Consider the following 14,709-nt stretch of genomic DNA (forward strand, 5'->3'; position numbering starts at 1 on the left):
TCGCGGCGGCCCGCGGAGCAATGCCGGAGTGAGGGAACACCGAGCCTAGGCGAGGTGCCGACAGGCGGGGCAGAGCGCTTTGGTTACTTTGCCGCTTTTGCAAAGTGACTCGCTGTAAGAGCGAAACCCTAGGTGGCCGTTACCGAAGAAACGGATATGTACACAATCAATCACCCCACCATCTCCCGCACCCGATACCACAACATCCCCAACGCCAGCAGCGGCGAACGCAACACCTTACCCCCCGGGAAAGTCATATGCGGCACCTGGCTGAAAATATCCAACCCCCGGCTCTGCCCAGCCTGAATCCCCTCAGCCAACAACCGCGCACACCAGTGAGTCACGTTCAACCCATGCCCCGAATACCCCTGGGCATAGAACACATTCGGATGCTGCTTCAGGCGCCCCACCTGGGGAAAGCGATTGGCGGTGATACCGATCTTCCCCCCCCACTGAAACTCAATCGCGGTATTCGCCAACTGCGGAAAAACCTTGAGCATCTTCGGCCGCATATACCCCGCGATATCCACCGGATCACGCCCCGAATAATGACAAGCCCCCCCAAACAACAACCGCCGATCCGCCGAAAGGCGGTAATAATCCAACCCCACTTTCTGATCACACAACGCCAGGTTCTGCGGAATCAACTGATCAGCCACCCCAACCGACAGCGGCTCGGTCGCAATGATGTAGCTCCCCGCTGGCAGCACCTTGCCGCTCAACTTCGACTCCAATTCCTCCAGATGCGCATTGCACGCCAGCACCAGGTTACCGGCGCGCACGGTGCCGGACGCGCAACGCACCTGCACCGTGTCGCCATGGATCAACTCCAGCACCGGGCTGTCTTCAAAGATCCGCACCCCAAGGGATTCGGCCACACCAGCCTCCCCCAGCACCAGGTTCAACGGGTGCAGATGCCCGGAGCCCATGTCCACCAAGCCACCCGCATACAAGCCTGAGCCAACCACCTGCGCCATATCCTGCGATGCCACCAACCGTGTTTCAGGCGCATACCCCAAGGCAGCCAGGCTCTCCAGCTCCCCCTGAAACGCCGCAAACTGCGCCGGCGTATTCGCCAACTCGCAAAACCCCCAGCGCAAATCACAGTCAATCCCGTGCTCGCGAATCCGCTCGCCCACCAACGCCACCGAATCGATCCCGGCCTGCTGCAGGTAACGCACGCCCTCCTCCCCCACGTACCTGGCAAAGCCCGATACGTCATGCCCAATCCCGCGAATCAACTGCCCGCCATTGCGCCCGCTGGCGCCCCAGCCAATCCGCCGGGCCTCCAGCAGGATCACCGACAGCCCGCGCTGGGCCAGTTCGATGGCGGTGTTGACCCCGGTGAACCCACCGCCGATCACACACACATCGGCGATCAGGTCAGCCCCCAGCGCTGGGCGCCGGGGCATGGTGTTGGCCGAAGCCAGGTAATAGGAACGAGCGTGGTCGGAGGAGGAACGGTTCATTTGTTGGTCTTCACTTTGCTCCAGGACCGCGTCATCAAGCGCATGACGGCGGGCGTCGGGGTGGTGGAAATGTAGAGTTTGTCGAGCACTTCCTGGGACGGGTAGATCTCGGGGTTGTTCACCAGCTCGGGGGCCATGAAGGCCTTGGCCGCCGGGTTCGGGTTGGCGTAGCCGACGCTGGCGCTGACCTTGGCGATCACTTCAGGGTCCAGCAAGTAGTTGATGAAGGCGTGGGCGGCTTTCGGGTTGGCGGCGTCCGCCGGGATGGCCAGCAGGTCGAACCACAGGTTGCTGCCTTCCTTGGGGATCGAGTAGGCGATGTTCACGCCGTTCTTGGCTTCCTTGGCGCGGTTGGCCGCCTGGAACACGTCGCCGGAATAACCGAAGGCGACGCAGATATCACCGTTGGCCAGGTCCGAGATGTACTTGGAGGAATGGAAATAAGTGATGTACGGCCGCAGGGTCAGCAGCTTGGCCTCGGCCTGTTTGTAGTCTTCGGGATTCTCGCTGCGCGGGTCCTTGCCCATGTAGTTGAGGATCGCCGGGAACAGTTCATCCGCCGAGTCGAGGAATGCTACGCCGCACTCGTGGAGCTTCTTGATGTTCTCCGGTTCAAACAGCACGGCCCACGAGTCAATATGGTCGATGCCCAACACCTGCTTGACCTTGTCCACGTTATAGCCGATGCCGTTGGTGCCCCATAGGTACGGCACCGAATGCTCGTTGCCCGGGTCGTTTTTCTCCAGCAGCTTGAGCAGCTTGGGGTCGAGGTTCTTGAAGTTGGGTAGCTGCGAACGGTCCAGCTTGAGGAACGCGCCGGCCTTTACCTGGCGCGCCAGGAAGTGGTTGGACGGCACCACCACATCGTAGCCGGTACGGCCGGCGAGCAGTTTGCCTTCCAGGGTTTCGTTGGAGTCGAACACGTCGTAGATCACCTTGATCCCGGTCTTGGCCTGGAAGTCGGCCAAGGTGGTCTCACCGATGTAGTCGGTCCAGTTGTACACACTGACCGTCTGCGCGGCATGACCCGCGCTGCTGAACAATGCCGCCAAGGCCAGCGGGAGAAGCTTTTTCACCAGACGCATATCGACACCCCTTTGCTTGATTGATTTTTATGTATTCATCCAGCCATTCTGCCCGTAGCAGCTGTCGAGCCTTGGCGAGGCTGCGTAGCGATGTATCAGACACAATTGCGGTGGGCCCGACGGCAGCCTCGCTAAACTACGGACGAGTCGTCAGACGCTCAGCAGCAGGAATTCACGTTCCCAGGAGCTGATGACTCGCTTGAAGTTCTCGTGTTCGGCGCGCTTGACCGCGACGTAGCCGCGCACAAACTTGTCCCCCAGGTACTGCTTGACGGTGTCGCACTCTTCCATGCGCGCCAGGGCGTCTTCGATGGTGATCGGCAGCCTCAGGTTGCGGCGTTCGTAGGCACGGCCTTCCACCGGGGCGCTGGGCTCGACCTTTTCGATCATGCCGAGGTAGCCGCACAGCAGGCTGGCGGCGATGGCCAGGTACGGGTTGGCGTCGGCGCCCGGCAGACGGTTTTCCACGCGCATGGCGTCGGGGCTGGAACTCGGTACACGCAGGCCAACGGTGCGGTTTTCTTCGCCCCACTCGACGTTGACCGGTGCCGAGGTGTCCGGCAGGAAGCGGCGGAACGAGTTGACGTTAGGCGCAAACATCGGCAGCAGCTTGGGGATGTACTTCTGCAGGCCGCCGATGTGGTTGAGGAACAGTTGGCTCTTGTTGCCGTGCTCATCGACAAACACCTGCTTGCCGGTGGCGATCTCCACCACGCTCTGGTGCAGGTGCATGGCGCTGCCGGGCTCGTCGGCCACCGGTTTGGCCATGAAGGTGGCCGCCACGTTGTGCTTGAGTGCAGCCTCGCGCAGGGTGCGTTTGAACACGGTGATCTGGTCGGCCAGGTCCAGGGCGTCGCCGTGGCGGAAGTTGATTTCCATCTGCGCCGGGCCGTCTTCATGGATCAGCGTGTCGAGGTCCAGGCCCTGGGCTTCGCACCAGTCGTAGACGTCTTCGAACAGCGGGTCGAACTCGTTGGCAGCGTCGATGGAGAACGACTGGCGGCCACTTTCGGCGCGACCGGAACGGCCCAGCGGGGTCTTCAGCGGCAGGTCCGGGTCTTCGCAGCGCTGGGTCAGGTAGAACTCCATCTCCGGCGCGACAATCGGCTGCCAGCCCTGGTCGGTATAGAGTTGCAGGACCTTTTTCAGCACGTTGCGCGGCGACAGTTCGATGGGGTTGCCCTGCTTGTCGAAGGTGTCGTGGATCACGATGGCGGTGGGCTCGATGGCCCATGGCACCACGTAGGTGGCGTTGGACACCGGGCGGCAGATCATGTCGATGTCGGCCGGGTCCAGCAGGTCGTAGTAGATATCGTCGTCGACAAAGTCCCCGGTTACCGTTTGCAGCAACACACTTTCCGGCAGGCGCATGCCTCGCTCATGCAGGAACTTGTTGGTGGGCGAAATCTTGCCGCGTGCGATGCCAGTCAAATCACTGATCACGCATTCGACTTCGGTAATCTTGTGTTCTTTCAGCCAGGCGGACAGCTGATCGAAGGGGGCGTTCATAAGGACCTCGTCATGGGTTGGATGCTGCGCCGCGGGCTTCCCTCGCGGCGCATTGAGGTCTATCTTGGGCCAGCCGTCCAACGGCATCTATCCACTTTGCGCCAACCACAACGCACCAATAGAGTGCGCCCAGGTTACCCATGACACAGGCAACAGCTTTGCGCGTACAGGCCTTCACCACCGGTGATGTGGCCGCTCAATGCAGTGCGACACCCGGTTGGGTGCAGCAGTACCAGCAGATGTCCCCAGGGCATTTCGCCGGGCAGATCCGCTACCTCGACCTGCAAGGTGTCGAGGTGTACGAAGAGCGGATGAACACCCGGGTGGAGCAGAACTTCAACGCGCCGCCGGGTTCCCTGGCGTTCTGTTTCGATGGCAGCGACAACGCGCTGTACGTGCTCAATGGCGAAAGCCGCAACACCTGGATCACCCCGGAAAACTACCGCGAAGTGGCAGTGGTGTTCGGGCCGCAGTTTGTCCAGCGCCATGGTCTGGATGTGGCGAAGCTGGAGGGGTTGTTCATGGCCCCGCTCAACTCCCTGCAAAACCCGTTGTTCAGCCGCTGGCTCAGCGGCACGCTGACACGGCTGTCGGCGACGCTGGACCTGCCGAGTCGTGATGCCCTCACGCAACAGTTGCTCGACGATTGCCTGTTCATCCTCGACAACGCCTGCGTGTGCCTCGACAAGGGCTCATTGCAGCGACGCACCGAGGAGCGAATCATCATGGCGCGCATTGGCGAATGGGCGGCGGATGTGCCGGATGAAACCGTCAACCTGCTGCAACTGGCGCGCATTGCCGGGGTGCCGTTGCGCCAGTTGCAGCACGGGTTCAAGACGTATACAGGGATGAGCCCGGCGCAGTGGTTGCGGTTGCGCCGGTTGAACAGTGCACGGCGGGAGTTGTTGAACCCGCCGTCAGTGGACACCACCGTGGCGGAGGTGGCGATGAATTGGTCGTTCTGGCATTTGGGGCGGTTTTCCAACAGTTATCGGGCGTTGTTTCAGGAGTTGCCCAGCGAGACCCTGAAGCGCCAGAGGTAAATGTAGGAGCGGGCTTGTGTGGGAGCGGGCTTGCTCGCGAATGCGGTGGGTCAGTCAATAAATCTGGCACTGATACACCGCCTTCGCGAGCAAGCCCGCTCCCACATTTGAAGATCGTTCCCACGCGGAGCGTGGGAACGATCAGCTCCGAAGAAACGCCAGCATCAACTGATTCACCCGCTCCGCTGCCTCCAGCTGCACCATATGCCCCTGCCCCGGCAGTATCTCCACCTGAGCCTCCAGCCCCTGGGCATGGCTCGCCGGGATGATTGCGTCCTCACTGCCCCAGATCACCAGGCTCGGCTGCTGCCCCACCACACTGCGCAAATCCACCAATTGCCGACCACCGCTGAACAACGCTCCGGTGATCTGCCGCAACGCCTGCTCCACACCCTCCAGGCGCTTGAACTTGAGCATGTCTTCCAGCATCTGCCGAGTCACCAGCGCCGGATCGCTGAACAGTTGCACCAGTTGCGGCTTGAGTGCATTGCGATTGCTCGCGTCGATAAAACCTTGCAGGTAGTCACTGTTGATCTGCGTACCCAACCCAGCGCTGGCGATCAGGGTCAACGACGCCACACGCTGCGGTGCCACCCGCGCGAGGTTCAGGGAAACCAGCCCGCCCATGGAATGCCCGGCGAGGTGTACCCGGTCAACCTTCAGATAATCCAGCAGTGCCAATACCGCCTGGCTCAGCTCCTCAAGCTCGCCCGTTTGCAGGTACTTGCCCGACTCGCCATGCCCCGGCAAATCCAGGGCGATCACCCGCCGCTCAGCCGCGAGCACCGGGTGATTGAACAGCCAGTTATTCAGGTCGCCACCAAAGCCGTGCACCAGCACCAGCGGTGTGCCGCCCTCCCCGAGGTCCAGATAGCGCAGCAGGCGCCCGCCCACCTCGACCTTCTGTGCCGATGGCCCGCTGGCTTCAGCCTCGGCGGCACTGGAAACGAACCCCGCCTGGAACGCCTCGATCACCCCATCAATCTCGGCCTCGCTGGCCTCGCCTTCCACCACGATTGCCAGCAATGCCCCCACGGGCAATGTCTCATCGCTCTGGGCCAACACCCGCCGCAGCACCCCGCTGAAGGGTGCCTCGACACTGCTGGAAATCTTGTCGGTCTCGACATCCAGCACCTCTTCACCCTTCTCCACCCGGTCGCCCGGCTGCTTGAGCCAGACATCAACCCGGCCCTCGGTCATCGACAGCCCCCACTTGGGCATGGTCAGTGTATGGATCATGCGGCATTCCTCTTGTCGGCAATCTTCAGCACCGCAGCTTCGATCTTCGCCGCGTTGGGGATGTACAGGTCCTCCAGGGCATCGGAGAACGGCACCGGCGTGTGAGGCGCGGTGACCATTTCGATCGGCGCGCGCAGGAAGCCGAACGCCCGTTGCGCCACCAATGCACTGATGTCCGTGGCAATCGAGCAACGTGGGTTGGACTCGTCGATCACCACCAGGCGCCCGGTTTTCTCCACGCTTTCAAGGATGCTGTCTTCGTCCAGCGGGCTGGTGGTGCGCAGGTCCAACACTTCGCAGTCGATACCCTGGCGCGCCAGATTGGCTGCGGCTTCCAGGGCGGTGTGCACCATGCGCCCGTAGGTCACCAGGGTTACATCGTTGCCTTCACGCACGTAGTTGGCTTCGCCGAACGGCACGGTGTACAGCTCTTCCGGCACTTCGCCCTGGAGGCTGTAGAGCATTTTGTGTTCGAGAAAAATCACCGGGTCGTTGTCGCGGATCGCCTGGATCAGCATGCCCTTGGCGTCATAGGGCGTGGCCGGGCACACCACCTTGAGCCCGGGAATATGCGTCCACATTGAGGTGAGCATCTGCGAATGCTGGGCCGCCGCACGCAGGCCGGCGCCGTACATGGCGCGCACCACCAGCGGCGTGGTGGTCTTGCCACCGAACATATAGCGAAACTTCGCCGCCTGGTTGAGCAACTGGTCGAGGCAGCAGCCGATAAAGTCGACGAACATCAACTCGCACACCGGGCGCATGCCACGGGTGGCTGCACCGACGGCCATGCCCACATAACCGACCTCGGAAAGTGGCGCGTCGAGCACGCGGTCGGGGAACTCCGGATACAGCCCCTTGGTGACGCCGAGCACGCCACCCCAGGCGTCCTGTTCACCGGGCGAACCGGTGCCGCCGGACACATCCTGGCCGATGATGAACACGCTCTGGTCGCGGCGCATTTCCTGGGCCAGGGCTTCGTTGATTGCCTGCTGATAGCTGATTTTTCTAGCCATGATGACTTCTCCACGGATTGTTTTTGTAGTGGGTGGCGGTTAGCGGTAGGCGACGTAGACATCGCTCAGCAGGTCGGCGGCCTGGGGTTTGGGATCGGACTTGGCCAGGCGCACGGCGTCTTCGATCAGCTGCGCGACTTCGGTGTCGATGCGTTCGAACTGAGCCGCGTCGAGCCAGCCTTCGGCGGTGCAGCGCTGGCGAAACAGGCTCAGGCAGTCGCCGGTTTCCCGCAGGTTTTTCACTTCGTCCGGGCCGCGATAGGTTTGCGCATCGCCTTCGAAGTGGCCGTAGAAACGGCTCAGTTTGACCTCCACCAGCGTCGGCCCTTTACCGCTGCGGGCACGCTCTACCGCGACGCCGAGGGCGGCGTGCACGGCAAAAAAGTCGTTGCCGTCGACAATCACCCCCGGCATGCCAAAACCCACGGCACGCTCGGCAATGTCCTTGCAGGCCACCGACCAGCCGGACCCGGTGGCTTCGGCATAACCGTTGTTCTCGGCCACGAACAGGCACGGCAGGTTCATGATCGAGGCCAGGTTCATCGCTTCGAACACCGCCCCCTCGTTGGAGCCGCCGTCGCCGAAAAACGCGACCGCCACCCCCGCGCTGCCCTTGAGCTTGGCCGCCAGGGCCGCACCGGCCGCCAGCGGCGCCCCGGCACCCACAATGCCGTTGGCGCCGAGCATGCCCTTCTCCTGGTCGGCGATGTGCATGGAGCCGCCCTTGCCGCCGCACACCCCGGTTTTCTTGCCGTAGATCTCGGCCACCATGCCGAACACGTCCACACCCTTGGCGATGCAATGGCCGTGGCCACGGTGGTTGGACGCGATGCAATCTTCATCGTTGAGGTGGGCCATGACCCCGGCGGCGCTGGCCTCCTGGCCGGCATACAAATGCACGAAACCGGGAATCTCGCCGGTGGCGAATTCCACGTGCAGGCGTTCTTCGAAATCACGGATGGTGCGCATCACGGTGTAGGCATGGAGCAGTTGATCGGTGGACAGGTGAGTGGACATCTTGTTGTTCTCCAGGTTGTCTCGACACACAAAAGGCTGGATCAGGCCAGCTGCAAGGCACTCAGCACGGCCTGTGCCAATCCGCTGGAAAACCCGGGAAAGCCTTGACCCAGAGCAGTTGCCTGGAAGCGTGGACGTGCCACTGTGGACCGTTCAATGAGACGCGCCGTTGCAACCTGCCCGCAGCGTCTGCGGCGCAATGAGACGCTGCGTCTCACCTCGGGCAGTTGGTCAGGCCGGCCTTGTTCCTCCCGGCCCATGGGCGCTTAATGGCGGGCATAACAACAAGGATCGAGAACCGGAGGCTTCAATGCTCGCCGTGAACTCCAAGGACCATGTCGACTGTGTCAGCCGCGTGGTACGCAACGCCGACCGCCTGCCCCAGGCTCCGGTGCCGTCGCTGATTTTTGATTCCTGGCGCCGCTCCATGGAGCAGCACCACCTCGACCCCGGTTCCCTGCAAGGGCCGCGCATCCTCACCAGCACCCTGCTCAAGGAATGCCGCGAACGCGCCGAGCTGTTCATGCGCATCGCCAGTGAGGAAGTCGGGCAGATTCACAACCGGGTGCGCCACGCCGATTACTGCGTGATGCTCACCGACGCCCAGGGCCAGACCATCGACCACCGCGTGGACGCCGGCATTCGCAACGACTGCCGCAAGGCCGGCCTGTACCTGGGCACCTGCTGGTCGGAAGCCGAGGAAGGCACCTGCGGCGTGGCCACGGTGCTGACCAGCAAGGCCGCGGTCACCGTGCACAAGCGCGACCACTTTCGTGCGGCGTTTATCGGCCTGACCTGCTCTGCCGCACCCATCTTTGATCCCCAGGGCAACCTGCTGGGCGTGATGGACGCCTCCGCCCTCAAATCGCCGGATGACCGGCGCAGCCAGCACCTGGTGCGGCAGATGGTGGCGCAAAGCGCGCGGGCCATCGAGAATGCGTTTTTCATGCACAGCGCCCGGCAACATTGGGTGTTGCAGGCCCACAGCACGCCCGGTTACGTCGACAGCCAGCCGGACATGCTGCTGGCGTGGGATCAGGATGGGCGGCTGCAAGCCTTGAACAGCAAGGCGCGGCAGGCCCTGAGGTTGCGCTTCGGGCAATTGCCGGAGCATATCGGCGAAGTGTTTGACCTGGACGCGTTGCGCGCCGTGACCGATCAATCGACGCAGCAGTTGCATTGGCTCGGCGAGCCGGGGGCGTTGCAGGTACGGGTCAGCGCGCCGCGGCGTAAGGCTGCACGTGCGACGGTGTCTTCGAGTCATCAGGTAGACCCGCGAGTAGAAGAACATCTGCGCCTGGCCGTGCGGGTCAAGGACCGCAACCTGCCGGTGCTGGTCCAGGGCGAAACCGGCGCCGGCAAGGAAGTGTTTGCCCGCCAGTTGCATGAACGCAGCGCCCGTCGCGACGGCCCCTTTGTGGCGGTAAACTGCGCGGCGATCCCGGAAAACCTGATCGAGAGCGAACTGTTCGGCTACGTGGCCGGGGCATTTACCGGTGCCTCCAGCAAGGGCATGACCGGGCTGCTGTTGCAGGCCGATGGCGGCACGTTGTTTCTCGACGAGATCGGCGACATGCCGCTGGCGTTGCAGACGCGACTGCTGCGGGTAATGGCCGAAGGTGAAGTGGCGCCGCTGGGCGGGGCAAAAACCCGGGCGGTGGATATCCAGGTGATCTGCGCCAGCCATCGGGACTTGGCGGCGCTGGTGAGTGCTGGAAGCTTTCGCGAGGATTTGTATTTCCGGTTGGGCTGTGCGCGGTTCTGTGTGCCGCCATTGCGCGAGCGCATGGACAAACTGGCATTGATCAATCGGCTTCTGGAGCAGGAGGCGCGGCACAGCGGTGTTGCGGTCGGGATCGCGGCAGCGGCGCTGGAGTCGCTGCTGGGTTATGCCTGGCCGGGGAATGTGCGGCAACTGCGGCATGTGTTGGCGTATGCGTGTGCGGTGTGCGACGGCGGGACGATTCAACTGGCGGATTTGCCGGTGGAAGTTCGTGGTGACGCGGTTGCGGTGGAAACATCGGAAAGCGTCAGCCCGGAACGGCAGTTGGTGCTGGACGCACTGATTCGGCATCGCTGGAAGCCGCTGGCGGCGGCGCAGGCGTTGGGGATTTCCAGGGCGACCTTGTATCGGCGGGTTAACCAGCTGGGTATCGACATGCCCGGAAAACACTGACAAGCCCATCGAATGGCAGCTTATAGCTGCCTACCCCAGACAGGCGTTATCAAAAACCACTTCTACTCTTATCTAATTAAGACTCCTCGACCCGCAAAGTACCTTCCGAAGGACTCAGCATTCATGACGACGTTTTCCTGCGAATGTGAGTTATGACCCGATGGGTTATGAAACTTCAGGAAGTCATCAGTTGCGTCTGTTACCAATACAAGATGACCTCCTTTCTTTGGCGGCTCTTGCTCAGGCCATCGAATAGAAGGGTGCACAGACGCAATAAAGAAATGACCGTCAGTAAACATCGGCTTGATCTCCTCCGCAGAGATACCGGTGACAATCTGTGCCTTCAGACCAAATTCTTTATTTAACATCTCAATCGCCGGCGCATAAATCATCCCATGGATACTTTCGCCATCGACTACGTAGGCTCCGTAGGCCAACGCCTTTTCCAGAAGGCTGAACGTTGAGTGAACGAGACCCGTCTTGGCGGCAAGAAGCATCTTAAGGCAGGCCATGCCACATACGTGATTAGCCCACAATGCATACTCATCCACGCATCGGGCTCCAGAGTTTATCCAAAGCGGATCCTCAGAAACCGTCTTCTCGCCAGAAATTATATCGGCAGCCAAAAGTCGGGATTCCCATTGGCAGAAATAAGGAACACATGCGACCATAAACACACCTCATTTAATAAAAAGTGGAACGGTTCCTAAAAAAGCGATAGCCCCAAAGAAAATTTGGGATTTTGCACGCCCTTCTTTATATAAGAAATAGGCGACGATCATAAGCAATGGAACTCTCATCGAAATTGCTAAATATCCATAGCTAACTGGTAGAGTCCCCGCCAGCGCAAAATTAAAAATTAACTCAGGAATGGTCCATCCCAACGCGATCATCACCCACAAACCAAATCTCATTCCAGACTTCTCATATATAAAAAATCGCGCGGACACCCAATTGCCAATTCCGACATATAGTAAATATACGTACCAACCAGACGCTGGTATTCCAACCTTGTCACATCCAGCAAATCCTATTACGGCGAGAATCATAAAATAGAATCTAAATTTATCAATCCGAGGCATAAAACTCAGATGACCAAAAATCACAAAACAAATCCCCCCTATAAAAAGAACGAGTACTGAAAGTATGCCCTGCCCTGATATCTGACTACCAAAAAGCCAATACTCCAAAAAAACTATCGCACCGATTGCAATCGGAAAAATATATGCCGTGGCAGAAACGCTACGGCCAATTATCTGTTGCTGGACAACAAGGAGCATCGTAAGCAAGCCCCCCTTAGTTAGCCCCGCTATCGCTCCCGACGCATTCAGGAGCATATCCGTATTCGCCAGCCCAGTTACCCAAGCAATAGGAAACAACAATAAACAAATACAGGTAGTTCCAGACCCAATCGCCCAAGCAGTAGTTTTTGGAAGAGCTTTACTCGCTACACTTCGAAAGAACAGAGTTCTCAAAGTAACACATAATAGTATCGACAGAAATGCTAACCCTTGAACGAAGCTCAATTAACTAGCCCCCTAAGCCTCTTGAAACTCTCTGGCGACCTAAAGCCGCCGCAATATGCACATCAATTGAGTCAATCAAATCAACCCCGCCATATTCTGATCGTTCATCGACAATCAAAGGCAACTCAGTACACCCCAATATTAAACTTTCTACACCCTGATCAATCAGATTATCCATCGCTCGATAGACCGCGCTCTTGGCTTTCTTGGAAAAATTATGTAGACACAAGTCATCATAAATCGCGGCATGGACAGCATAACGGAGATGCGCCTCCGGCAAAGAAACCTCAATATCTTCCACTCCAAATCTATCGACATAAAAACCACGTTCCATCACATACTTGGTCCCCAGCAATCCTACTTTTTTGAATCCAGAGGCCTTAACCGCGGAAATCGTTGCATCTATGACATTTATAACCGGAATGGAAATCTTATTTTTGAGCAAGTCGCAAGTCTTACTAGTGGTATTGGAACATATTAATATCTTGGTTACCCCCGCACACTCCAACTTAATCGCCGCACTTAACAGAATCTCAAACTCACCTTTAAAATCATCTTCTTGTTGACACTTTAGGATTTTACTAAAATCTAGACTAAACACCATAAGATCCGCCGATTTGTGCCCACCTGCTTCCTGCGCGATCAGATTGAACCTACGATAATACTCCATTGTAGAAACCCAACTTACACCTCCAATCAAACCAATGCGTTCCATGCCATTGCTCCTTAATCTATCGTGTAGTCAACTTTAGAAAGCCTCATAACCTTCATATCATCCTGAGAGACAAAGTTAAGTATCATATCTGCCAAGGAAAGCCCATATCCATTCAACATTTTTGGAAGAATACTATTACGCATCAGCCCAGGGATTGGATTGGCCTCTAAAAAATACACATCACCACTTGGAGTTAAAATGTAATCAAAACGGCACATATGTGAAAAACCTAACTCATCAAATAAGTCCCGAGAAACACGCTTCACATGCAGGATCTCCACAGTATCCTCCTCCATCAGGACCTCATCAGCGCTACCAATCCGGTGCTTCTCCTCATGTCCAAAAAAGCCTCTCTTTGTATCAATTCTAATGGCTGGTAAGACAACGACTTTTTGATTAAGCCTTATGCATCCTATAGAATACTCTTGACCCTCAACAAACTCTTGAATCAAAGCTCTTTCGTCATATTTGAATATAGCGCGCAGATTATCTTCTATTATAGATATTTCAATATCGGAAACCGTATATCGCTCAGTAAACAAAGACGCCCCCAATGAGTTAGGCTTAACGACTACTTTAAGCCCATCAAAGAGATTTTTTATCTCCGCGACTGCCGAACAAGACTTAGCGTCTGTTAACGTTAACGTCGCAGGTACTTTTATAGTACTTTGCGACCCTGATACGTAGCACTGCATGTGAATTTTGCTCATTGCCAAACTTGACGGCAAAACTGGCCCAAAAGTACCACGAAGACCAACAATATTAGCCAAACCTTGAATATGCCCATCTTCCCCATAATTACCATGCAAAAGATTAACGATATAACCATTGGCACCTAATACATGCTTTGCGAAAGTCGCATAATCCACTGCATTCTTTGAGACCATATAGTCACGAGAGTGCCAACTTCTGTCAAAATCATAAAAACTAACATAATTATCAGAATCAACATAATAAACATGATTTATACACACACCACAATTTTCAGTACACAACTGATCATATACATAGCTGAAGGACTCCCTAGATGCGGCGTGCTCCGGCGACATCCCTCCAAAAATCAATGACACTTCAACCATATTACTCGAAACACTAAGAGCACCCATTTTATTTCCTCCATGGAAGCCGACAATAAATCCTCAATAGCCAAGGCTCCCGCGCAAACCAATCAGAACGAAATTTGATCACGTAGCAACTCAAGCTTAAAAACCGGCGAAGCATTTCGGCCTATCAAAATCATTCAATCAATATCGCGAAGTACAATTCAAAAGAAGCACCACCATGCATTCAAAAAAATCCTCAATACTGATAAAAATAAACTGGCGAAGAACCTTCAGAAGAACCAGTACCAGATAAATCTTGGAACTTATATAAAGCAGAAGGCACAAATATAAAACAATGAAACAACACTTGATGCAACCCCTTCAGATGTGAAGTTTTTTTGAAAAAAACCAAGCCCACCCACACCACAACAGAAAATTACTCTTATAAATCAGCCGTATACGTAAAAAAAATAAAGTAAAAGCAATTGATAAATCACATAAAAATTCAACTTTCAGGCCAACTTACTCACCAACAGATAACATTACCCCTACAGGCACAATAGTAGTGTCCTACGGAACTTTCGCAGAATCAGAGATGATACATCCACCAAAGAGCTTCAATTGATCCTTATATATTTTTTGTGCGAGCGTACTTACACGCGCCGCCTATGTCTGCGCGATTTGTGAGAGGTGATTCAATCGGTAGATGTCCCGATGAAGCGGTTGCGGTTGAAGAGCAGGAAAGCGTGAGCCCGGAGCGGCAACGGGTGCTGGATGCGTTGATTCGGCATCGATGGAAGCCGCTGGCGGCGGCGCAGGCGTTGGGGATTTCCAGGGCGACCTTGTATCGGCGGGTTAACCAGCTGGGTAT

Annotated in this window: 12 protein-coding genes and 1 pseudogene; 3 read left to right on the plus strand and 10 right to left on the minus strand. The window is 57.1% G+C overall.

Annotated elements, in window-relative coordinates; genetic code table 11:
* Nucleotides 1-170 precede the first annotated feature (170 nt).
* The 3 genes from AC3WKX_RS32835 to AC3WKX_RS32845 form a co-directional block, all read right to left on the minus strand.
* Nucleotides 171-1,469 (minus strand): NAD(P)/FAD-dependent oxidoreductase, encoded by a 1,299-nt coding sequence (locus AC3WKX_RS32835; RefSeq protein ID WP_102606369.1) that lies wholly within the window; start codon nt 1,467-1,469, stop codon nt 171-173.
* Nucleotides 1,466-2,554, minus strand: a complete 1,089-nt coding sequence (locus AC3WKX_RS32840; RefSeq protein ID WP_003219153.1) for a polyamine ABC transporter substrate-binding protein — start codon at nt 2,552-2,554, stop codon at nt 1,466-1,468. The genes AC3WKX_RS32835 and AC3WKX_RS32840 overlap by 4 nt, the downstream gene beginning before the upstream one ends.
* Before the next feature lie 150 nt (nt 2,555-2,704).
* Nucleotides 2,705-4,063, minus strand: coding sequence for a glutamine synthetase family protein (locus tag AC3WKX_RS32845; protein WP_003219154.1), 1,359 nt, complete (start codon nt 4,061-4,063; stop codon nt 2,705-2,707).
* Nucleotides 4,064-4,203: 140 nt separating this feature from the next.
* On the opposite strand from AC3WKX_RS32845, the gene AC3WKX_RS32850 reads away from it, so the two are divergent.
* Nucleotides 4,204-5,106, plus strand: coding sequence for a helix-turn-helix domain-containing protein (locus AC3WKX_RS32850; protein WP_102606368.1), 903 nt, complete (start codon nt 4,204-4,206; stop codon nt 5,104-5,106).
* A gap of 141 nt (nt 5,107-5,247) precedes the next feature.
* On the opposite strand, the gene AC3WKX_RS32855 is transcribed toward AC3WKX_RS32850, so the two are convergent.
* From AC3WKX_RS32855 to AC3WKX_RS32865, 3 genes are read right to left on the minus strand one after another with little or no spacing between them, the layout of a single operon-like run.
* On the minus strand, nt 5,248-6,345 hold the full coding sequence (locus tag AC3WKX_RS32855; RefSeq protein WP_102606367.1) for an acetoin dehydrogenase dihydrolipoyllysine-residue acetyltransferase subunit: 1,098 nt from the start codon (nt 6,343-6,345) through the stop codon (nt 5,248-5,250).
* Entirely contained in the window at nt 6,342-7,361 is a 1,020-nt protein-coding gene (locus tag AC3WKX_RS32860) for an alpha-ketoacid dehydrogenase subunit beta (protein WP_102606366.1), read from the minus strand. The genes AC3WKX_RS32855 and AC3WKX_RS32860 overlap by 4 nt, the downstream gene beginning before the upstream one ends.
* A gap of 39 nt (nt 7,362-7,400) precedes the next feature.
* Complete coding sequence (locus AC3WKX_RS32865) at nt 7,401-8,378, minus strand: thiamine pyrophosphate-dependent dehydrogenase E1 component subunit alpha (protein ID WP_102606365.1); 978 nt, start codon at nt 8,376-8,378, stop codon at nt 7,401-7,403.
* Nucleotides 8,379-8,688: 310 nt separating this feature from the next.
* Between AC3WKX_RS32865 and AC3WKX_RS32870 the strand changes: the two genes are divergently transcribed.
* Nucleotides 8,689-10,554, plus strand: coding sequence for a sigma-54-dependent Fis family transcriptional regulator (locus AC3WKX_RS32870; protein ID WP_003219161.1), 1,866 nt, complete (start codon nt 8,689-8,691; stop codon nt 10,552-10,554).
* Nucleotides 10,555-10,622: 68 nt separating this feature from the next.
* Here AC3WKX_RS32870 and AC3WKX_RS32875 read toward each other — a convergent pair whose 3' ends face one another.
* From AC3WKX_RS32875 to AC3WKX_RS32890, 4 genes are all read right to left on the minus strand, one after another.
* Entirely contained in the window at nt 10,623-11,105 is a 483-nt protein-coding gene (locus AC3WKX_RS32875; protein WP_003219163.1) for a cysteine peptidase family C39 domain-containing protein, read from the minus strand.
* Between the two features lie 129 nt (nt 11,106-11,234).
* Complete coding sequence (locus AC3WKX_RS32880; protein WP_143495486.1) at nt 11,235-12,080, minus strand: hypothetical protein; 846 nt, start codon at nt 12,078-12,080, stop codon at nt 11,235-11,237.
* Nucleotides 12,081-12,084: 4 nt separating this feature from the next.
* On the minus strand, nt 12,085-12,795 hold the full coding sequence (locus AC3WKX_RS32885; RefSeq protein ID WP_003219167.1) for an aspartate/glutamate racemase family protein: 711 nt from the start codon (nt 12,793-12,795) through the stop codon (nt 12,085-12,087).
* A gap of 11 nt (nt 12,796-12,806) precedes the next feature.
* The gene (locus AC3WKX_RS32890) at nt 12,807-13,901 is read right to left on the minus strand and encodes a D-alanine--D-alanine ligase family protein (protein WP_102606364.1); all 1,095 of its coding nucleotides are present in this window, start codon (nt 13,899-13,901) and stop codon (nt 12,807-12,809) included.
* A 674-nt stretch (nt 13,902-14,575) separates the two neighbouring features.
* Here AC3WKX_RS32890 and AC3WKX_RS32895 point away from each other — a divergent pair.
* Nucleotides 14,576-14,709, plus strand: a pseudogene (locus tag AC3WKX_RS32895) (helix-turn-helix domain-containing protein); the annotation flags it as partial.

The sequence above is a fragment of the Pseudomonas sp. GP01-A4 genome (assembly GCF_058780865.1).